The sequence below is a fragment of the Pseudomonas sp. N-137 genome, from assembly GCF_034555295.1.
GTDB lineage: Bacteria > Pseudomonadota > Gammaproteobacteria > Pseudomonadales > Pseudomonadaceae > Aquipseudomonas > Aquipseudomonas rhizophila.
Genome location: NZ_JAXUDQ010000029.1, coordinates 1 through 20,579, shown reverse-complemented (window position 1 = coordinate 20,579; position 20,579 = coordinate 1). Strand labels below are relative to the sequence as shown.

Below are 20,579 nucleotides of genomic sequence, written 5' to 3'. Positions count from 1 at the left end.
GATAACCAAGGCGCGCCTGCGGGTCCCTGCAGGCGTCGTCATCAAGTAAAGGTATCCATTATGAACAGCACTATTGCGCGCCTTGTTTCCAGTCGGCTGGCTGTAGGCGTGCTTACGCTGCTTATCGTGTCGCTCGTGGTGTTTTTTCTCACCAGCCTGCTGCCGGGTGATGCTGTCCAGGAACAGCTCGGCCAGGACGCAACGCCGGAAGCGGTGGCGGCAATGCGCACGTTGTTAGGCCTGGACCAACCGGTGTACCTGCGGTACGTGCATTGGCTGGGCGGGTTGATCACCGGCAATCCCGGTGTGTCTCTGGTCAATGGCATGGCGGTCGACGAAATGATCGCGAGCCGTCTGCCCAACACCCTGCGCCTGGCATCGATCGCTGCGCTGGTCTCGGTGCCGTTGGCGCTGACGATAGGCATTTTGTCAGCGATGTACCGCGGTTCGATTTTTGACCGCTACAGCAACATGCTGGCGGTTTTCGCCGTCTCCGTGCCGGAGTTCCTGATAGCCACAGTCGCGGTACTGATCTTCGCGGTCAAGCTGGGTTGGCTGTCGGCGCTGTCGCGTGACGTCGAGGTCGAGTCTTTCGGTGAACTGGTGCGCGTCTATGCGATGCCGGTGCTGACGCTGTGTTGTGTACTGGTGGCGCAGATGGCGCGCATGACGCGGGCTGCGCTTATCGACCAACTGAGCAGCCCCTATGTCGAAATGGCGGTGCTCAAAGGCGCGCGACCGATACGGGTGGTGCTTCGTCATGCGCTGCCCAATGCAATCGGACCGATTGCCAACGCCATCGCACTGAGCCTGTCGTACCTGCTGGGCGGTGTCGTCATCGTCGAGTCGATCTTCAACTATCCGGGTATCGCGACACTGATGGTAAACGGTGTAGCCACTCGTGACATGCCGCTGGTGCAGGCGTGCGTCATGTTGTTTTGCCTGGGTTTCCTGGTGCTGGTACTGCTGGCTGACCTCTGTGCAATTCTGTCCAACCCGAGGCTGCGCAAATGAAACTTGACATGACTCCACCAAAGCCGGGCATAGGGAACGGCATCAAGCAGGATGGATTGAAGCAGACCGTTGCGCTGACTCATCGTCGTCGGCTCAAACTGACGCTGGGCGGCTTCATTGGCCTGGTGATCGTGAGCTTCTGGGCGCTGATGGCCATCGCCGGCCCGCTGTTGGCACCCTACGATGCCAACGCGATGCCCAGCGAAGGCTTCTTCGGCCCACTCAGCCGGCAGTTTCCGTTGGGCACCGACTACCTGGGGCGGGACATACTCAGCCGGTTATTGCACGGCGCGCCCTACACCATCGGCGTGGCGTTGGCGGCGACCGTGCTTGCCTGCATGGCGGGTGTGGTGCTTGGGCTGGTGGCGGCTGCCTCCGGTGGCTGGGTCGATGCACTCATAAGCCGTACCGAAGATGCGTTGATCTCCATCCCGAACAAGATTTTCGCGCTGTTGATGGTGGCCTCGTTCGGCTCCTCCGTGCCGTTGCTGTTGTTCATGGCCGCATTCGCCTATATGCCGGGCTCCTTCCGTATTGCACGTGCGGTGGCGGTAAACGTCATGACGATGGACTTCGTCCGGGTCGCTCGTACCCGGGGTGAGGCCATGCCCTACATCATCTTCATTGAGGTGCTGCCGAACATGCTGCGTCCGGTGCTGACCGATTTTGGCCTGCGCTTTGTGTACGTGGTGCTGCTGCTGAGCGCGATGAGCTTCCTCGGACTGGGCATACAACCGCCGGACGCGGACTGGGGATCTCTGGTGCGAGAAAACATCCAGGGCCTGGAGGAAGGTGCTCCAGCTTTATTGGTGCCGGCGCTGGCCATCGCCAGCCTGACCATGGGGGTCAACTTGCTCATCGACAGCTTCGGCGGGCGATCCAAGCGCGGGACGGAGAAGTGAAATGAACGAGATCGTCAGAGTAAGTGGCCTGCGTGTGGCCGCCCGAAATGAAGAGGGTATCGACGTTCCGATCGTACACGGTGCCGATTTAAGCCTGAATAAAGGTGAAGTACTGGCGCTGATCGGCGAGTCCGGTTCCGGCAAGAGCACCATCGCGTTGTCACTGATGGGTTATGCCCGCAGTGGTTGCAACATTGTCGGCGGCTCGGTACGTATCGGCGATGTCGACGTGCTCAAACTGTCGAATGCCGAGCTGGCAAAGTTGCGCGGGCGCACTGTGGCTTATATCGCACAGAGCGCGGCGGCAGCATTCAATCCGTCCATGAGCATCATGGAGCAGGTGATCGAAAGCGCGTTAATCCACGGCACTCTGTCGCGGCACGAGGCGCAGGCCAAGGCCGTCGAATTGTTTCGGGCGCTGGCGCTGCCGGACCCTGAAGGCATCGGTGCGCGCTATCCGCACCAGGTCTCAGGCGGCCAGCTGCAACGGTTGATGGCGGCGATGGCGCTGATCACCGATCCGGCATTGGTGATCCTCGACGAGCCGACCACGGCGCTGGACGTCACCACGCAGATCGAAGTGTTGCGCGCCTTCAAACGGGTGGTTCGTGAACTCGGCACAACGGCCGTGTACGTTTCGCACGACCTGGCGGTGGTGGCGCAGATGGCCGACCGTATCGTGGTGTTGCGCAATGGTCAGATCCAGGAAAACAGCAGTACCGAACAGATCCTCATAGAACCGGAACATCCCTACACCCGTAGCCTGCTGTCGGCAATGAAGCCGACGGCGAGCCGTGACACGGCCGATCAAGGCGCGGGCCCGTCGGACAATGATCTGCTGCTCGACGTCCGTGGCCTCGAGATTTGCTATGGCGTCAAGAAGGTCCTGCAGGATGTCGACCTGCAGGTTCGCAGAGGCGCGGCAGTTGGCGTGATCGGTGAGTCGGGATCGGGGAAAACCACGCTGGCTCAGGCCATCGCCGGCTTGGCGGAGCCGACGGCCGGGCGGATCCTGCTGGACGGCCAGCCGCTCAGCAAGACGCTGGCTGGCCGCACCCGCGAGCAGTTCCGACGCATTCAATTCGTATTCCAGAATGCTGATACGGCGCTCAATCCTCGACACAGCATCGAAGATATCCTGGGCCGTCCGTTGCGCTTCTACCACGGCATGAAGGGTGCGCAGCGCCAGCGTCGAGTGGCCGAGTTGCTGGAGTTGGTGCAACTGCCGGCAAGCATCGCGCAACGCCGGCCCGGCGAGTTGTCCGGCGGGCAGAAACAGCGGGTCAACCTGGCGCGGGCGCTGGCCGCAGAGCCGGACCTGATCCTGTGTGACGAAGTGACCTCGGCACTGGATACCGTGGTAGGGGCGGCGATCCTCGAACTGTTGCGTGACCTGCGTCGCGACCTGGGGGTTTCCTACCTCTTCATCAGCCACGACATTTCTACCGTCCGCGCCCTGTGCGACGACATCGTAGTGATGTACAGCGGCCACAAGGTCGAGGCGGGTGACTGTGAGTCGTTCGTCCAGGTGCCGTTCCATCCCTATACCGACCTGTTGATCAATTCGGTGCCGGAGCTGCGCCAGGGTTGGTTGGAAGGCTGCAATGCCTCCCACGGCGACCTGCCGCCGATCAACGCGGTGGATACCACCGCGCACCTGTGCCCGTTCCTCAATCGCTGCCCGGTGCGTATCGACGGGCTCTGCAATCGCAGCGCGCCGCCACGCCGGAACATCGCCGGCGGCAGCGAGGTTCTGTGCCACCACGAAAGTGCCGAGCTGCTCAAGGCACAGCAAGGATCGACCAGCCTGAAACGGGTGGGGACCTACGCATGAACGCGCGTTTCGTACGCTTGGCCGAGGGTCAACGGGCAAGGGTGAGGCTGATGGTTGATGGCGAACCCATCGAAGCCTTGCAGGGCGACACCCTGATGGTTGCGTTATTGACCCGGGTGTCGGCTCTGCGCCAGTCAGAATTCGATCCAGGCCAGCGCGCCGGCTTCTGCCTGATGGGCGCCTGCCAGGATTGCTGGGTCTGGACCCGCGACGGCGGGCGTCTGCGCGCCTGTTCCAACGAGGTTCGCGAAGGGCTGGATATCGTGACCAGACAGCCGGAGGCGCTATGGCCATTGCGCGGCTGAAAGACCTTCAAAAAAACGCTGTGCGCGTCGTGATAGTGGGTGCCGGCCCGGCCGGCACACGCTGTGCCGAGACGTTGGTGGCAGCCGGTATCAGGCCGATTGTGCTGGACGAAAACCGTCGCGACGGCGGCCAGATCTATCGTCGCCAGCCCGAGGGTTTCGGCCGCGATTACGCCACCCTGTACGGTAGCGAGGCGGACAAGGCCAAAGCGTTGCACGATAGCTTCGACCGCTTGCGCGGGCAGATCGATTACCGGCCCGATACCCTGGTGTGGAGCCTGAGCCCGGGGCGACTGTGTTGCGTCAGCCAGGGCAAGCACACGAGCGTTGATTACGATGCGCTGATCCTCTGCACGGGCGCCACCGACCGCTTGATGCCGGTCGCCGGCTGGCAGTTGGCGGGTTGCTATAGCCTCGGCGGCGCGCAGATCGCCCTGAAGGCGCAGGCGGTTGCCATCGGTCGCCGGGTGGTGTTCCTGGGCAGCGGTCCGCTGCTCTACCTGGTCGCCAGCCAGTACCTCAAGGCCGGCGCCGAGGTGGCCGCCGTGCTCGACACCTCGCCGCTGCGCAAACGCATATTCGCCTTGCCCAAACTGCTGGCTCGGCCACGGATGTTGTTCACCGGCCTGCAGTTGCTGGCCAAACTTTTCCTCGCGGGTATCCCGGTGCGCCTGGGTGTCGAGCCGCAGCAGCTAGTGGGCGAAACGAGCACAGGCGTCAGCGCCGTGCATGTGCGCACCGCAGACGGCCAAAGCCTGCAGGTCGACTGCGATGCGGTCGCCCTCGGTTATCACCTGCGCCCGGAAACCCAGTTGGCCGACCTCGCCGGGTGCCGTATGCGCTTTCATGAGCCCTCGCAACAGTGGGTGCTGGATACCGACGAAGAGGGCCGCACTTCGGTCGAAGGTGTGTATGCCGCCGGCGACGGTACGCAAATACGCGGCGCCGATGCCGCCGAACATGCCGGGCGCCTGGCCGCCATGGCGTTGCTGCAGGATCTGCGGCAACCCGTGAGCAGCGAGGCGCTGGTCCAGCAGCGATGCGCCTTGGCCGTGATGGAACAGTTCAGCCGGGGCCTGTATCAGGCCTTTCCCTGGCCGGCGGCGCAAGCCCAGGCGCTGGCGGACGCAGCAATCGTCTGCCGGTGCGAGATGATCACCGCTGGCGAGTTGCGCGACGCGGTGCGCGAGAAGGGCGCCTGCGAGGTCAATCGTGCCAAGGCCTTCAGTCGGGTTGGCATGGGCCGCTGCCAAGGCCGCTACTGCTCGCAGGCTGGCGCCGAGGTGATCGCCGCGGCGGCTGGCGTCCCGGTCGAGCAGGTCGGCCGTCAGCGCGGCCAGGCGCCGGTCAAGCCGCTGTCGATGCTGGCCGAGGAAGTCAAGTCAGTCGATGAGGTATCGCCGTGAGCGTTGAACAAACCGATGTACTGATCGTCGGCGGTGGCCTGATGGGCGCGGCCTCGGCATTTTTCCTGCGTCAGCGTGGGCGCTCGGTGGTGCTTCTGGAGCGGGACATGGTCGGCCAGTACGCCAGCGGGGTGAATTTCGGCAACGTGCGCCGCCAAGGTCGTTTCCTCGGCCAACTGGAATTGGCCACCCGCTCCTTCGCGTTGTGGAAGCGCCTGCCACAGTTGATCGACGACGATCTGGAGTTCGTCGCCAGCGGTCATATGCGTGTGTGCTACCGCGAGGACGAGATCGCCGAGCTGCAGGCCTATGCGGCTGCCCCTGAAGCGCGGGAACTGGATCTGAAAGTCTATCGCGGTCGGGAGCTGCATGAGCGCTTCCCGTTCCTCGGCCCGGAGGTCAAGGGCGGCTCTTATGCGCCGCACGATGGCCACGCCAACCCGCGCCTCGCCGCACCGGCCTTTGCCCGCGCCGCGCGGCGAGCAGGAGCGCGCATCGAGGAACGTACCGAGGTGACGCATGTACAGAAGGTTGGCGGGCAGTTCCTGGTGGAGACTGCCGATGGCCGCCGATACCGCGCCGAGCAACTGCTGATCACAGCCGGCGCCTGGGGCGAGAAGCTTTCCGCGCAATTCGGCGAGCCGGTGCCGCTGCTCGCCAAGGGGCCGCAGTTGTCGGTCACCGAACCGGTGCCCTACGCGCTGAAAACGGTGATTGGCGTGTACACCAAGCACCCCGAGGAAGTGTTGTATTTCCGCCAGATCCCTCGCGGCAATATCATCATTGGCGGCTGTCACCATACCCAGCCGGATATGCTCAACCGCCGCGCCCACTTCGATCCGCAGAGCGTTCTCAAGCAGTTGCAGCAGATGCGCCGGCTCGTGCCGCAGATGACCCACCTGAACATCATCCGTACCTGGAGCGGTATCGAGGGCTACGTCGCGGACTCCCTGCCGGTGATGGGCCCCAGCGGCCAGGTCGACGGGCTCTATTACGCCTTCGGCTTCAGCGGTCACGGCTTTCAGCTCGGCCCTGGTGTCGGCGATGTGATGGCCGAGCTGATCAGTACCGGCAGCACCAGTACCCTTATCACTCCCTTCCACGTCAGTCGCTTCGCCAGTACGGCCGAGCCGAGGAGCAAAGCATCATGAGAGAACGGGTACTGCAAATTCTCAAGCGACTGATCGCCTTCGAGACCGTTTCCTCGGAATCGAACCTGGCGCTGATCGACTACGTCCGCGATCTGCTGGCGAGCAAGGGCATCGAGTCGTTGATCGTCAAGGACGAGAGCGGACGCAAGGCCAACCTGTTCGCCAGCACCGGCCCGCACGACCAGCCCGGCATTCTGCTGTCCGGGCACACCGACGTGGTGCCTGCCGCCGGCCAGGCCTGGAGCGTACCCGCGTTCCAGGCGACGCTGAAGGATGAGCGGATATACGGCCGTGGCAGCTGCGACATGAAGGGCTTTATTGCCCTGGCGATCGACGCCATGCTCGAGGCCGCTGATTGCTCGTTGAGCCGTCCGTTGCAACTGGCCCTGTCCCATGACGAGGAAATCGGCTGCGTTGGCGTGCGCCGCCTGCTCGATGTGCTGCACCTGGCGCCGTTGCGACCGATGCTGTGCATCGTCGGCGAGCCGACCAATATGCAGTTCGTTCTCGGGCACAAGGGTAAGGGTTCCTACCGCGCTTTGTGCCGGGGGCAGGAAGCCCATTCATCCCTGGCCCCGCGGTCGGTCAATGCCATTCATGTGGCTTGCGACTTCATTGCCACGCTGCGCGAGGGCCAACGGCGCCTGCAACAGCACGGCGCGCACGACCCGGATTACGACGTACCCTACAGCACCGTGCACGTTGGGCAGATTGTGGGCGGCAAGGCCCTGAATATCGTGCCGAACCTCTGCACCCTGGATTTTGAGGTACGCAATCTGCCGGCCGACAACCTCGATCAGTTCCTCGAGCAGATGCGCGAACAGGCCGAGCAGATCGTTCGCGAGGCCAAGCGCTTGTCCGGCGCAGCCGATATCGAAATCCAGACGCTGAACGTCTATCCCGGCCTGGACACCCATCCCAGCGTGGAAGCCGTGCGCCTGTTGAAGAATTTCGCACCCGCGGATACCGGCAACGCAAAAGTTTCCTTCGGTACCGAGGGCGGCTTGTTCAGCCAGCGTCTGGATGTACCGGTGGTGGTCTGCGGGCCAGGCTCCATCGAACAGGCACACAAGCCCGATGAATTCGTCGCGCTGAGCCAGATGCAGGCAGGGGAGCGTTTTCTCGACGGGCTGCTGGGCTCGTTGAAGCTGTAACGTCAGCGTTTCTCGTGGCCCTGGCGAATTCGGTAGGGCCCTTTCGCGTGCTTACCGTTCACCCGATCCCTTTGATGGTCAGTCGAATGCTCGCTTGAGCAAAGCGCGCGTGCGCCCGTCTGGGTCGACGCCTTAACCGAGTAACCCCAAAAAAACGGGACTCTGCGAGTCCCCGACAACATGCCGGGAGTCCGTCCATGAAAGCCCTTGAACGTCTTTCCTTCCCCACCAAGTTCGTCTTGCTGGGTCTGCTGGTCATCACCCTGATTGCCGTGCCGAGCACCCTGTACGTGCTTGGTGCGCTGCAAACGGGTCGTCAGGCCGACCGGGAAGTGCAGGGGCTCGCGCCGGTGCAGGCGCTGTTGCGTTTGGTCGCGTTGACCCAGCAACATCGCGATCTGGCCGCCGTCGTGCTCGGCGGCATCGATGCTCTGCAACAGAATCGTCAGGTCAAGCAAGCCGAGCTGCAACGCGCCTTCGACGCGTGCGAGCAGGCGTTGCAGGCGGCCGAGGTCAAACCGGAGATTTTGACCGAGTGGCATCAGGTGCGAGAGCAATGGCAGGCACTGTCCGAGCAGGTCGATCAAGGCACCATCAAAGCCAGGCAGAGCCTGCAACTGCACTCGCAACTGATCGCCTCAATCTTGTTGATCGAGGATGCGTTGCTCGATCATTTCGAACTGGCGCTGGATCCGATGCTGGAAACCTACTCGTTGATGTACGCCGCGCTGATCGAGTTACCGCAAACCGCCGAGCTGTTCGGTCAGTTACGCGGTTTTGGTGGCCTGTACCTGGCGCAGGGGCGAATCATGCCCGAACAACAAGGTGCCGTGATGGGGCTGACCGCCCAGGCTTTGGCCAGCCTCGAGAGGATGAGCCGGGCCTTCACCAAGGCTGCAGGCACCGATCCGGCGCTCGCGGCGATACTGCAAACACCACTGGCGGCGCTGCGCCCGCTGATCGAACAGGCTTTGGCATTGACTGATCAGAAACTGGTCGCGGCCATCGAAATGGATCTTTCCGCCGATGGCGGCTACGGCGTGAAGTTGAGTTATCCGGTCGCCGATTACCTGGCCGCGCTTGATCGGCCGATCGACGCGTTGCAGGCACTTGAAGACAGCGCCTTGACGCACCTCGGTGAGGCGCTGACGGCGCGGCGCGACAGCTATCGGCATGACACCCTCTGGATGTCCATTGGTTTGCTGGCGCTGCTGTTGGTTGGCGGCACCTTGGCCGTTTTGATCGTACTGCGCCTGCTCGAACAGCTGGCTATCGCTATGGCGGCAGCCGAACGGATCGCCAAGGGCGACCTGACGCAGACGCTCGATATCCGTGGTATGGATGAAGCGGCACGGCTGCTGCAGGCATTGCAGTGTATGCAAACGGATTTGCGAGGTACCGTCACTCAGGTGGTGAGTTGCGCCGAACAACTGGGTTCGACTTCCGAGGCGTTGAGCGCCGTGACCGAAGACGCCAGCCAGGGACTGCAACGGCAGAGCGAGGAGCTCGACCAAGCCGTGACAGCCGTGACCGAATTGACCTGCGCCATCGAAGAGGTGGCACGCAATGCTGCCTCGGCCTCGCAGGTGTCTCACGCTGCCGATCAACGTGCTCGACAGGGCGAGGACAGCGTCACCCGGACCGTCGGCGCAATCGAGTCGCTGACCGGCGATATGGCACATACCGCTGATGCGTTGCAGAACCTGGCGGGCCAGATAGGTGATATCGGCTCGGTGCTGGATGTGATTCGTGGCATCGCCGAGCAAACCAATCTGCTGGCGTTGAATGCCGCGATCGAGGCGGCCCGGGCGGGAGAAAGCGGCCGCGGCTTCGCGGTGGTGGCCGATGAAGTGCGGGCCCTGGCTCAACGGACCCAGGCCTCTACCCGAGAAATCGAAACCATCATCGGCTCGGTACAGCAAGGCAGCCGCAGTGCCCTCAGCGCCATGCACAGCAGCCATGAGAAAACCCGCGCCACCCTGGGCCTCGCGCGCGCAGCGGGCACTGCACTCAATGCCATCGTCGAGGCTATCGGCCAGATCAACGAACGCAATTCGAGTATTGCCAGCGCTACCGAGGAGCAATCCCACGTTGCCCGTGAGGTCGATAGCAATCTTTTGAATATCCGCGATGTTTGCGCACGAACCTCGGCAGGCGCCAGGCAGACCCAGGTTTCCAGCCAGGAACTCGCCAGCCTGGCCTGCGAGTTGAGTGGCCGGGTCAGACACTTCAACGTCTGACCCGGGATCGAGGTCGCCCCTGCGGTAGGGCCTGCTGTCATCGGCTGATAATCAGCAGCCAACGCTGCTGATGTGATGCTTTCAGCATCCTGGCCTGTGGCGTCTGAATAAACTGAAGGCTGTCTCGGAACAGGACTCGATCATGCTCAAGAATCGTTTGCAAGACCCCAGCCTGCTGGTAGAACTCGCGTACATCAACGGCCAGTGGGTGGGCGCCGATGACGCCGCCACCCTGGATATCATTGACCCCGCCACGGGCGAGTGCCTGGCCCGGGTTCCGGCCATGCAAGGCGCGCAAACCCGTCTCGCCATCGAAGCTGCCGATCGCGCCTGGCCGGCCTGGCGGGCGCGGCCCGCCGCGGAGCGCGCGGCGCTGCTGGAGCGCTGGTATCAAGCCATGCTCGATAATCTCGATGACCTGGCGTTGATCATGACTTGCGAGCAAGGCAAGCCGCTCAACGAAGCCAAGGGCGAGATCCGTTATGGCGCCAGCTTCGTCAAATGGTTTGCCGAGGAAGCACGGCGGGTTTACGGCGAGACCATACCTGCCCCCAGCGGTGACCGTCGCCTGCTCACCCTGAAGCAACCGGTCGGCGTCTGCGCTGCTATCACCCCGTGGAACTTCCCCAACGCGATGATCACCCGCAAATGCGCGCCGGCCCTGGCGGCCGGCTGTCCGGTGATCGTCAAACCTTCGGACCTGACACCGCTTTCAGCCCTGGCGCTGGCGGTGCTGGCCGAGCGGGTCGGGATCCCGGCCGGGGTGTTCAACGTCGTGACTGGCCTGCCCAAGGGCATTGGCGAGGAACTGACCAGCAACCCGACGGTACGCAAGATATCCTTCACCGGCTCGACTGCCGTGGGGAGTTTGCTGATGCGTCAGAGTGCCGAGCAGATCAAGCGCCTGAGCCTGGAGCTGGGCGGCAACGCCCCCTTCGTCGTGTTCGACGATGCGGATCTGGAGCAGGCGGTGACCGGCATCATGCAAAGCAAGTTCCGCAACGCCGGGCAGACTTGCGTCTGCGCCAACCGGATCCTGGTTCAGGACGCAATCTACGAGCGTTTTGCCCAGCGCCTGGTGGAGGAGGTGGGCAAGCTCAAGGTCGGCAATGGCCTGGAGGCTGACGTGACCATCGGCCCGTTGATCAATGCGGCGGCGGTCAGCAAGGTCGCCCGGCATATCGACGATGCCCTGGGCAAGGGCGCTCGTCTGCTCTGTGGCGGCATCCCCTCGGGGGACGACCAGTTCGTCCAGCCGACGGTGCTTGCCGACGCTCATGCCGGAATGTTGCTGGCTAACGAAGAAACCTTCGGTCCGGTCGCACCGCTGATGCGCTTTCGCACCGAAGAAGAGGCGCTGGCCTTGGCCAATGCCACGCCCTATGGTCTGGGTGCCTATTTCTTCACCCAGGACCTGCGTCGTTCGTGGCGCTTCGGCGAGGCGCTGGAATTCGGCATGATCGGCCTCAATACCGGGCTTATTTCCATGGAAGTGGCCCCCTTTGGTGGCGTCAAGCAGTCCGGTCTGGGTCGTGAGGGTTCCAAGTACGGTCTCGACGAGTACCTGGAAGTCAAAGCCTTCCATATCGGTGGGCTGTAAGGCGACGGTTGTTGGTACAGGCTTGATTGACGCGAATCCGCGAAGGTAACGACATGAGCAAGACATTCAAAATCGCCGCGATCGCCGGCGATGGCATTGGCAAGGAAGTACTGCCCGAGGGGTTGCGGGTATTGGAGCAGGCTGCACGCAAGTGGGATCTGGATTTGAGCATCGAAGTGCTCGACTGGGCCCACTGCGATTACTACTTGGAACACGGGCAAATGATGCCCAGCGACTGGTTCGAACAGCTGAAAGGCTTCGATGCCATCTACTTCGGTGCGGTGGGCTGGCCGGACAAGGTGCCGGATCATATTTCCCTGTGGGGCTCGCTGCTCAAGTTCCGTCGCGACTTCGACCAGTACGTGAACATCCGCCCGGTGCGCCTGTTTCCTGGCGTGCCGTGTCCGTTGGCCGGTCGCGAGCCTGGTGATATCGATTTCGTGGTGATCCGCGAAAACACCGAGGGCGAATATTCCTCGGTGGGCGGCAAGATGTTCGAAGGCAGTGAACATGAGTTCGTGCTGCAAGAGTCGGTATTCACCCGTCGTGGCGTGGACCGGATTCTCAAGTTCGCCTTCGACCTGGCCCAGACCCGGCCGCGTAAGCATTTGACCGCGGCGACCAAGTCCAATGGCATTTCCATCAGCATGCCCTACTGGGACGAGCGCACTGCACTGATGGCCGAGCAATACCCGGACGTCAGTTGGGACAAGCAACACATCGACATTCTCTGTGCGCGCTTCGTGCTACAGCCGGATCGTTTCGATGTGGTAGTGGCCTCCAACCTGTTCGGCGACATTCTTTCCGATCTGGGCCCAGCCTGTGCCGGCACCATCGGCATCGCCCCTTCGGCCAACATCGATCCGGAGCGTCGGTTCCCTTCGTTGTTCGAGCCGGTGCACGGCTCGGCCCCGGACATCTACGGCCGCAACATCGCCAATCCGATCGCGATGATCTGGTCCGGCGCGCTGATGCTGGATTTCCTCGGCGATGGTGATGAGCGCTACCGCGCCGCCCATGATGGGATTCTCAAAGCCATCGAGCAGGTTATCGCCGGGGGACTGGTCACCCCTGACCTGGGCGGACAAGGTTCGACCCAGGATGTCGGCAAGGCGATTGTCGAGGCCCTCTGAACCGGGTTGTAAAAAATCACGCTTCACTCTTTTGCCCGCTCACACTGCGGGCTTTTTTTATCCAGGAGGCTGCCATGCTTAGACTGTCGACGTTGCTCTTGGCTTGCACCCTGCATGTCACGAGTTGGGCAGACGCGCCGATAGAAGTGGTCATTCTTTGCGACGCCGCTTACCCACCCTACAGCTATGCCGAGGGCGACGAGGCCAGGGGGATCTATACCGATATTCTGCGCGTCGCCTTTACGCGTATGCCGGACTATCGGGTGCATATTCGCCTCGTACCCTGGGCTCGAGGCCTGCGGGAGTTGTCCCGAGGTCGGGCCTTGGCCATCTATCCACCCTATCGCCGGCCCGATGAGCGGCCATGGATGGATTACTCACGCCCCATTCTGCGGGAGACGCTGGTCGTTTTTGTGCGCGCCGAAGTGGCCCGGACGCTCGAGCCAGAACATTTTCCGCAAGCTTATGGTGGCTTGCGCATCGGACAGAACAGGGGGTTCATCAACATTGTCGATCAGGACTATCAGGTCATGTTGGCCAAGGGAGAGCTGCGACAGATCTATTCCAAGGACAACCGCACCAACCTGGCGATGCTCTATCGCGGGCGATTGGACGCCTATATCAATGACCGCCGCGCCGTTCTCTGGGAGTTGGAGCAGATGCGGCGCGACGGCGTCTTCGAGAAGAGCGCCCTTAACTGGGTAGTCGAAGGGCCTTGGCTTTCAGGTGAGGAGGGGTACCTGGGTTATACCCGCGTCAATACGTCAACCTATCCTTACAAGGATGACTTCAAGAAACGCCTCGACGCGGTCCTGCTCGATCTTGAACGGGAGGGTGTCATCTATCGCATCGTGAGGAATTACGATGCGCTCTATCCGTTTGACCTGCAGGCTGCGGGCATTCAGAGCTCCGGCCAGTAAGTCAGGGCTAGTAGCCCTGTTTCCGGTCAACCTGGCCAAGCATGGGATCGCCACGCTGATGTCGGCGGATATTCTCCAGCAGCACGTCAAAGGCGCTTTCCGGCTGGGTCATCGCGGCGATATGCGGGGTCAGCAAGATCTGCGGGTGCCGCCAGAATGGATGCTCGGGCCGCGCCGGTTCTTCCCGTAGCACATCAAGCACCGCAGCGCTGAGTTGACCGCTGGCCAGGGCTTGCAGCAGATCCTCTTCCACCAGGTGCCCACCTCGGCCCATATTGACCAGTGCGGCCCCCTTGGGCAGGTGCTGGAACAGTTGACGGTCGAGAATTCCTTCAGTCTGTTCGGTCAGTGGCAGGACGCAGAGCAGGATGTCGCACTGACCCAGGAACGCCGGCAATTGTTCGTCGCCGGCAAAACAGTCGACCCCGGCTATGCAACGCCGTCTGCGTGCCCAACCCGACAAGGCGAAGCCATAGGGTCGCAAAGTGGCGAGTATCTGCTGGGCTTGCAAGCCAAGGCCCATGACCCCGACCCGGCGTTTCGACGCGGGTAGCAGTCGGTGCGCTTGCCAGTGCTTGTCGGCCTGTTGCTGGCGATAGCGCAACATGTCCCTGTGCAGGCTGAGCACGGCGAAACTGGCGTATTCGCACATGCCCTGAGTAATGCCCGGGTCAAGCAAGCGCACCACCGGCAAATTCGCCGGCAAGCGGTCAAGGTCGAGCTGATCGACGCCGGCCGACAAGGCGAACAGCACTTGCAGGTTTGGCAGCAGTGTTTCGAGATCGTCCGGCGCCTGCCAGGCCGCCAGGTAGCGAATAGCCTGCGGGTCGCCGAGGTTTGGCCAGGCGCGCCATTGGATATCCGGGGCTCGTTCAGCGAACAGCGCCTTCCACTGTTCGCCGCGCACCGGGTCGGCTTTATAAAGCAGGGTCATGGGCTTTTCCTCTCATGAGCGAAGAAATGGAGCATGCCCGAACGGCGGAGCAGAATCTGTCGAAAAGCCTGGTTTGAAAAGGGCTGTGGCGTTGTATCGCGGCGCAATCCGGCAGATTCCAAGAGCCATCAACGGCTGACGGATTCTGCCGTTTTACGGGGTGAAAACAGTCGATCCGGATTTCTCAGCGGCCAAGTTCGGCTTAGAGCGTTGCGTCAAACGCTTAACCTAGGGTACATCGCAGCCGCCTCCTGGTTGCCTGGCTCACTATGGGAGATGCCATGAACAGCAAATGCGAAGAAACCCCTTATCTGCTCCAGCAGCGTGATCAGTTCGTGCCGCGTGGTCTGGTCACTGCTCACCCGCTGGTCATTGACCGGGCCCAGGGGGCCGAGGTGTGGGACGTGGAGGGTAAGCGTTACCTGGACTTCGTCGGTGGCATCGGCGTGATGAACATCGGCCACAATCATCCGAAGGTGCTGGCGGCGGTTCAGGCACAGATGCAGAAGGTCACCCATGCCTGTTTCCAAGTGGTGGCGTACCAGCCTTACCTCGACCTGGTGCAGCGTCTGTGTCAGCTGGTCGGTGGCTCCAGTGGCATTGCGCACAAGGCAGCGCTGTTCACCTCGGGTGCGGAAGCCGTGGAAAACGCCGTGAAGATTGCCCGCGCCCATACCAAGCGCCCGGCGGTCATTTCCTTCCGTGGCGGTTTCCATGGCCGGACGTTGCTCGGCACCACCCTGACCGGCATGAGCCAGCCCTACAAGCAGAACTTCGGCATGGCGCCCGAGGTTTTCCATACACCTTATCCGAATGCTTATCGCGGATTCACCAGCGAAATGGCGTTGCAAGCGCTGAATGAGCTGTTTGCCACTCAGGTCTCGCCGGAGCGCGTCGCTGCGATCATCATTGAACCGGTCCAGGGCGACGGTGGCTTCCTGAGCGCGCCGGTCGAATTTCTCCAGGCCCTGCGGGCGCTGACCGAACAGCACGGCATCGTATTGATTGCCGATGAAGTACAGACTGGCTTCGGCCGCACCGGCACCTGGTTCGGTTTTCAGCACGCCGGGATTCAGCCGGACCTGGTCACCGTAGCCAAGAGCCTGGCCGCCGGCATGCCGATCTCGGGTGTGGTGGGTCGCGCAGAGATCATGGATGCACCAGCCCCAGGCGGCCTGGGCGGCACCTATGGCGGCAACGCGCTGGCTTGCGCTGCGGCGTTGGCGGTGATCGAAACCTACGAGCAGGAACAACTGCTGGCGCGCGGTGTGAAGTTGGGTGAGCGCTTGCGTCAGGGCCTGTTGCGCCTGCAGACGCGCTTTCCTCAAATTGGAGACGTACGCGGTACCGGCTTTATGTTGGCGATCGAACTGGTCAAGGACGATGCGGCCCGCAGCCCGGATCCAGAGCTGAACCAGCAAGTGATCGATGAGGCTCGCAAGGGCGGTCTGCTGGTGATCAAGTGTGGCGTGTACCGCAACGTGCTGCGTTTTCTCGCGCCTCTGGTCGCCGAAGAAGCACAGGTCGACGAAGCGTTGAATATCCTCGAAAAGGCGTTGTCCCGCGTTTCAAGCTGATGCCAGCTCTCGGTCGGCTATTGAAGCATTAGCCCGACCGAGCATCCTGGCGAGTCTTTATTTATGAAATGCCATCATGGGAGGCATTAAGGCCATGGAGCTGACTGACTACCGTGCACTGTTGATCGATTGCGATGAGGTCCTGTTCGATCGGGACTCTGGCACCTGGACGGCATTGCAACCACTGCTCGAGAGTTATCCGGATACACTGAGTAGAGAACAGGTGTTGGCTGAATATGATCAGGTGGTGCGCGGGCTTTATCCGCGCTTCTCCGAACTGGGGTTCAGTGGTCTGCTGTGTTTCGCACATCGCCAGTTAGCCGAGCGCCTGGGGCTCAAGGCCAGTTGGGAGGAGGGCATGACGTTCGCCCGTTCGGTACACGACTGGTCCCTGTACGAGGACGCACCTGGCGCGATGTTGTACCTGCGCAAATTTTACCGGCTGCTGATTTACGGAGACCGTGACAGTGCCGATCGGGAGGCATTCTGTGAACGTTTGGGAATCCCGTCGGAAGATTTCCTGTCGCTGTCCAGCAAGCCGCTGGAAGATCGAGACTGGCTATTGACCAACGACCTGGAACCTAAGGATATTCTGCTGGTGTGCGGTTCGTCTGCCGGTCTATCTTTGGCAGGTGGCGTGTGTCTGATTCAGCGTGGTTGCAGCGATCCTCGTTCATCGGGCCCTGCGGACTTTTATATCGACAGCATGGCGGATCTGGTGACACAGCATCAACAATCTCTCAGGCGTTGATACTCACAGAATGATTGCATAGAACAATCACGAGGTATGCGATGGAAGGTTTAGTCAAGCTTGACCGAATTGATATCAATATTTTGGTTGAGCTGCAAAAAGATGGCCGCATTACCAACGTCAGCCTCGCCGATGCAGTAGGCTTGTCGGCCAGCCCATGCCTGCAGCGAGTCAAGCGCCTCGAGGCGGCTGGGTATATTTCCGGGTACAGCGCGCACCTCAACCTGGCCAAGATCACTGAGTCGGTCACGGTGTTCACGGAGATCACGCTGCACGATCACAAACGCGAAGATTTCGCCAAGTTCGAGTCCAATATTCGTTTGGTCGATGAAGTGCTCGAATGCCATTTGATCAGTGGCGGTTACGATTACCTGGCACGCTTCATGACCCGCAGTATTCCGCATTATCAGGAAGTGATGGAGGGGTTGCTGGATAAGAACATCGGCATTGCCAAGTATTTCAGCTACATCGTTATCAAGTCGCCGGTGCTGAAGGATGGTGTTCCGTTGCGCAAACTGCTGCATCGCTGATACTCGGCGAAGTCCCGTTGAGTAGGGTATGGTCGCACTGAATAGCAGGCGCCTGCGTCTGCAACGAAAAAGCCCTTCCTGAGGAAGGGCTTTGCATGGCGTGGGTATATGGCTTATTCCTTGAGAAACGTCAGCAAATCCTGGTTCAGCCGGTCCTTGTGCGTATCGGTCAGGCCATGCGGCGCGCCAGGGTAGACGATCAGACGTGCACCCTTGATCAGCGCCGCCGAGGCCCGACCGGAAGCATCAATGGGAACAATCTGATCATCGTCTCCATGAACGACCAGCGTCGGCACATCGAATTTCTTCAGGTCGTCGCGAAAATCGGTCGCCGAGAACGCCGCGATCGACTCATAGGTGTTCTTGCTGCCCGCCTGCATGCCCTGCACCCAGAACGACTGGATCAGCCCTTGGGATGGCTTGGCACCCTCGCGGTTGAAACCGAAGAAAGGACCGGAGGCAATATCCAGGTACAGCTGTGAGCGGTTCTCCAGGGACGCCTTGCGCAGGCCGTCGAACACCTCGAGAGGCAAGCCGCCGGGGTTGGTTTGGGTCTTGAGCATCAGCGGTGGGACGGCGGAAACCAGCACGGCCTTCTTCACCCGGCCCGTACCATGGCGACCGATGTAGCGAGCTACTTCACCACCTCCGGTCGAGAACCCCACCAAAGTCACCTCTTTGAGGTCCAACGCTTCAATCACCGCCGCCAGATCGTCGGCGTAGTGATCCATATCGTTGCCTTCCCACGGCTGGCTGGAGCGGCCATGACCGCGACGGTCGTGGGCAACGACGCGATACCCCTTCGAGGCGAGGAACATCATCTGCGCTTCCCAGCTGTCGGCGTTCAGCGGCCAGCCGTGACTGAAGGTCACCACCTGGCCATCCCGTGGGCCCCAGTCCTTGTAGTACAGCTGCACGCCATCCCGAGTGGTGATGTAGCTGGCGGACTGGATCATGCTGCCGACGGCGGACATGCTCGCAGCGGTCTGGGCGGGGGAGGCAGCTTCGGCGCTGAGGGTGGCCAGTGCCAGCGTCGCGATGGCCATGGTGCGGTTGAGTGTGTTCATCGTCTCTCTCCATAGGGGTCGGTTTGACCTGTCGCGACCGCCGTCGATCGCGTTGGTGGGCAGATTAGAGAGAGAGACTGCTACCGAGAACCGCTGCGCTATCGATAGCTGCTATACGCATAACCGATGGTTGCGGCGCGCTTGGATGGACCCCCTACGCTGAAGCATTCAAGCGGGCTCCAGTTCCGCGCTGAGATAGACCTGGCGGCGCAGCCATTGATGGCCGGCGTCCTTGTTATTGCGCGGGTGCCAGGCCAGCACCAGGCGCAGCGCCGTCAGCTCGAGGGGTGGTTCGAACAGGTCCAACCGGTCGCGGTACTGGCAGAGGAAGCGCGAGGGCAGTGTGCACAGGGTATCGGTGGACGCAACGAGCAGCGGCGCCAGTGCATAGTTCTGAATGGAGAAGGCGACGTTGCGAACCTGATTGATCTCCACCAGTGCCTCGTCGACCACCCCGGCGAAACGCCCGCCTTCCGAGGACACGAGCACATGATCAAGGGCGCAAAAGGTCTCGAGATCAAGTGGTCCCGTGCCGCGAGGATGGCCCTTGCGCTGGGCGGTCAGGAAGCCATCCTCCCAAAGAGGTCGCTGCATGAGGTCGTCGCGAAGCGCGCCTGGCACGGTGATCAGAAGATCGATCTGGCCTTGCTCAAGACGCTCGAACACGTCGCGTGGGGGATGGATGAACGCCAGCTTTGCATGCTTTGCCTCATGCTTCAGACGGGCGCAGAGATCCGGCGCCAGAACGGCCGCCGGCGTTTCGAACAAGGCGATGACGAAGGTGCGGGTCGTGGTGGCCGGATCGAAACGTTCCGGTTGACTGACCAGGCGTTTGAGCCCTTCGAGCACTTGCAGCAACTCTTGCTCCAGTGCCTGCGCCCGGGGCGTGGGGACCACGCCACGACCGTTCGCCGCCGGGACGAACAACGGATCCGCCAGGATATCCCGCAGACGCGCCAGCCGTGCCGACAGAGCCGGTTGGCTGATGCCCAACTGGGCAGCGGCACGCGTGACATTGCGCTCTTGCAGCAGCGCCTTGAGTGCCAGCAGCAACGCTCCGTCGAAATCCGTGTAGTTCATCTTCATCTCCCGATCAGCGCCATCAGACAGGCTGCTGTGCGGGCATGAAATCAAACAAGGTGCCGGTTTGTATAGCGTTGCGCAGGTGGGAGCGAGCCTGCTCGCGAAAGCGGAGTGTCAGTCAGCGCCGGTGGGGAATGTGCCACCGCCTTCGCGAGCAAGCTCGCTCCCACCCTTGATCGGCGCCAGCCGCAGAATTTTCATTCACCGCAGATTCCCTGTGGGAGCGAGCTTGCTCGCGAAAGCGGAGTGTCAGTCAGCGCCGATGGGGAATGTGCCGCCGCCATCGCGAGCTGGCTCGCTCCCACCCTTGACTTCCTGTGGCCGCAAAATCTTCATTCACCGCAAATCCCCTGTGGGAGCGAGCTTGCTCGCGAAAGCGGAGTGTCAGTCAGCGCCGATGGGGAATGTGCCGCCGCCATCGCGAGCAGGCTCGCTCCCACCCTTGATCACCGCCAGCCGCAGAATCTTCATTCACCGCAGATCCCCTGTGGGTGCGAGCTTGCTCGCGAAAGCGGTGTGTCAGTCAGCAAAGATGTTGAATGTGCCGCCGCCATCGCGAGCAGGCTCGCTCCCACCCTTGATCGGCGCCAGCCGCAGAATCTTCATTCACCGCAGATCCCCTGTGGGAGCGAGCTTGCTCGCGAAAGCGGAGTGTCAGTCAGCGCCGATGGGGAATGTGCCGCCGCCATCGCGAGCAGGCTCGCTCCCACCCTTGATCACCGCCAGCCGCAGAATCTTCATTCACCGCAGATCCCCTGTGGGAGCGAGCCTGCTCGCGAAAGCGGAGTGTCAGTCAGCGCCGATGGGGAATGTGCCGCCGCCATCGCGAGCAAGCTCGCTCCCACCCTTGATCGGCGCCAGCCGCAGAATCTTCATTCACCGCAAATCCCCTGTGGGAGCGAGCTTGAACTGGCCTAATGATTTTGGACACTTCAATCGGGCGCTATGATGGCGCCCAAATCTGAGGTGTTTGGATAT

17 protein-coding genes are annotated in these 20,579 nt (G+C 61.8%); 14 read left to right on the top strand and 3 right to left on the bottom strand.

Annotation, left to right across the window (positions count from 1 at the left end):
- Positions 1-60 precede the first annotated feature (60 nt).
- The 11 genes from T3A99_RS19920 to T3A99_RS19870 all read left to right on the top strand — a co-directional run bounded on the left by T3A99_RS19920 (position 61) and on the right by T3A99_RS19870 (position 13,659).
- A complete protein-coding gene (locus tag T3A99_RS19920; protein WP_322834720.1) occupies positions 61-1,014 on the top strand; it encodes an ABC transporter permease in 954 nt (317 codons plus the stop codon).
- Positions 1,015-1,022: 8 nt separating this feature from the next.
- The gene (locus T3A99_RS19915; RefSeq protein ID WP_322834719.1) at positions 1,023-1,916 is read left to right on the top strand and encodes an ABC transporter permease; all 894 of its coding nucleotides are present in this window, start codon (positions 1,023-1,025) and stop codon (positions 1,914-1,916) included.
- 1 nt (position 1,917) lies between these two features.
- Positions 1,918-3,750 carry an ABC transporter ATP-binding protein gene (locus T3A99_RS19910; protein ID WP_322834718.1) on the top strand — a complete coding sequence of 611 codons (1,833 nt, stop codon included), beginning with the start codon at positions 1,918-1,920 and terminating at the stop codon, positions 3,748-3,750.
- Positions 3,747-4,055 (top strand): (2Fe-2S)-binding protein, encoded by a 309-nt coding sequence (locus T3A99_RS19905; RefSeq protein WP_322834717.1) that lies wholly within the window; start codon positions 3,747-3,749, stop codon positions 4,053-4,055. The genes T3A99_RS19910 and T3A99_RS19905 overlap by 4 nt, the downstream gene beginning before the upstream one ends.
- The gene (locus tag T3A99_RS19900; RefSeq protein ID WP_322834716.1) at positions 4,037-5,461 is read left to right on the top strand and encodes an NAD(P)/FAD-dependent oxidoreductase; all 1,425 of its coding nucleotides are present in this window, start codon (positions 4,037-4,039) and stop codon (positions 5,459-5,461) included. The genes T3A99_RS19905 and T3A99_RS19900 overlap by 19 nt, the downstream gene beginning before the upstream one ends.
- A complete protein-coding gene (locus T3A99_RS19895; protein WP_322834715.1) occupies positions 5,458-6,612 on the top strand; it encodes an FAD-binding oxidoreductase in 1,155 nt (384 codons plus the stop codon). Before T3A99_RS19900 ends, T3A99_RS19895 begins: the two co-directional genes overlap by 4 nt.
- A complete protein-coding gene (gene argE, locus T3A99_RS19890) occupies positions 6,609-7,766 on the top strand; it encodes an acetylornithine deacetylase (RefSeq protein ID WP_322834714.1) in 1,158 nt (385 codons plus the stop codon). Before T3A99_RS19895 ends, argE begins: the two co-directional genes overlap by 4 nt.
- Before the next feature lie 197 nt (positions 7,767-7,963).
- Positions 7,964-10,006 (top strand): methyl-accepting chemotaxis protein, encoded by a 2,043-nt coding sequence (locus T3A99_RS19885; protein WP_322834713.1) that lies wholly within the window; start codon positions 7,964-7,966, stop codon positions 10,004-10,006.
- Between the two features lie 142 nt (positions 10,007-10,148).
- Positions 10,149-11,606, top strand: coding sequence for an NAD-dependent succinate-semialdehyde dehydrogenase (locus T3A99_RS19880; RefSeq protein WP_322834712.1), 1,458 nt, complete (start codon positions 10,149-10,151; stop codon positions 11,604-11,606).
- A gap of 53 nt (positions 11,607-11,659) precedes the next feature.
- Positions 11,660-12,739, top strand: coding sequence for a tartrate dehydrogenase (locus T3A99_RS19875; protein WP_188251578.1), 1,080 nt, complete (start codon positions 11,660-11,662; stop codon positions 12,737-12,739).
- 74 nt (positions 12,740-12,813) lie between these two features.
- Positions 12,814-13,659: a substrate-binding periplasmic protein gene (locus T3A99_RS19870; protein ID WP_322834711.1), complete on the top strand. Its 846-nt coding sequence runs from the start codon at positions 12,814-12,816 to the stop codon at positions 13,657-13,659.
- Between the two features lie 7 nt (positions 13,660-13,666).
- Here the strand turns inward: T3A99_RS19870 and T3A99_RS19865 are convergent, their stop codons facing one another.
- On the bottom strand, positions 13,667-14,593 hold the full coding sequence (locus tag T3A99_RS19865) for a glyoxylate/hydroxypyruvate reductase A (RefSeq protein ID WP_322834710.1): 927 nt from the start codon (positions 14,591-14,593) through the stop codon (positions 13,667-13,669).
- Between the two features lie 281 nt (positions 14,594-14,874).
- Between T3A99_RS19865 and gabT the strand changes: the two genes are divergently transcribed.
- The 3 genes from gabT (at position 14,875) to T3A99_RS19850 (ending at position 17,451) form a co-directional block, all read left to right on the top strand.
- A complete protein-coding gene (gene gabT, locus T3A99_RS19860; protein WP_274091031.1) occupies positions 14,875-16,170 on the top strand; it encodes a 4-aminobutyrate--2-oxoglutarate transaminase in 1,296 nt (431 codons plus the stop codon).
- Positions 16,171-16,264: 94 nt separating this feature from the next.
- Positions 16,265-16,921 carry an HAD family hydrolase gene (locus T3A99_RS19855; RefSeq protein ID WP_274091068.1) on the top strand — a complete coding sequence of 219 codons (657 nt, stop codon included), beginning with the start codon at positions 16,265-16,267 and terminating at the stop codon, positions 16,919-16,921.
- Between the two features lie 41 nt (positions 16,922-16,962).
- Positions 16,963-17,451 (top strand): Lrp/AsnC family transcriptional regulator, encoded by a 489-nt coding sequence (locus tag T3A99_RS19850; protein WP_188251583.1) that lies wholly within the window; start codon positions 16,963-16,965, stop codon positions 17,449-17,451.
- 113 nt (positions 17,452-17,564) lie between these two features.
- Here the strand turns inward: T3A99_RS19850 and T3A99_RS19845 are convergent, their stop codons facing one another.
- Positions 17,565-18,518: an alpha/beta fold hydrolase gene (locus T3A99_RS19845; protein ID WP_188251584.1), complete on the bottom strand. Its 954-nt coding sequence runs from the start codon at positions 18,516-18,518 to the stop codon at positions 17,565-17,567.
- Between the two features lie 168 nt (positions 18,519-18,686).
- Positions 18,687-19,598, bottom strand: coding sequence for a LysR family transcriptional regulator (locus tag T3A99_RS19840; protein ID WP_083714446.1), 912 nt, complete (start codon positions 19,596-19,598; stop codon positions 18,687-18,689).
- Between the last annotated feature and the right edge of the window lie 981 nt (positions 19,599-20,579).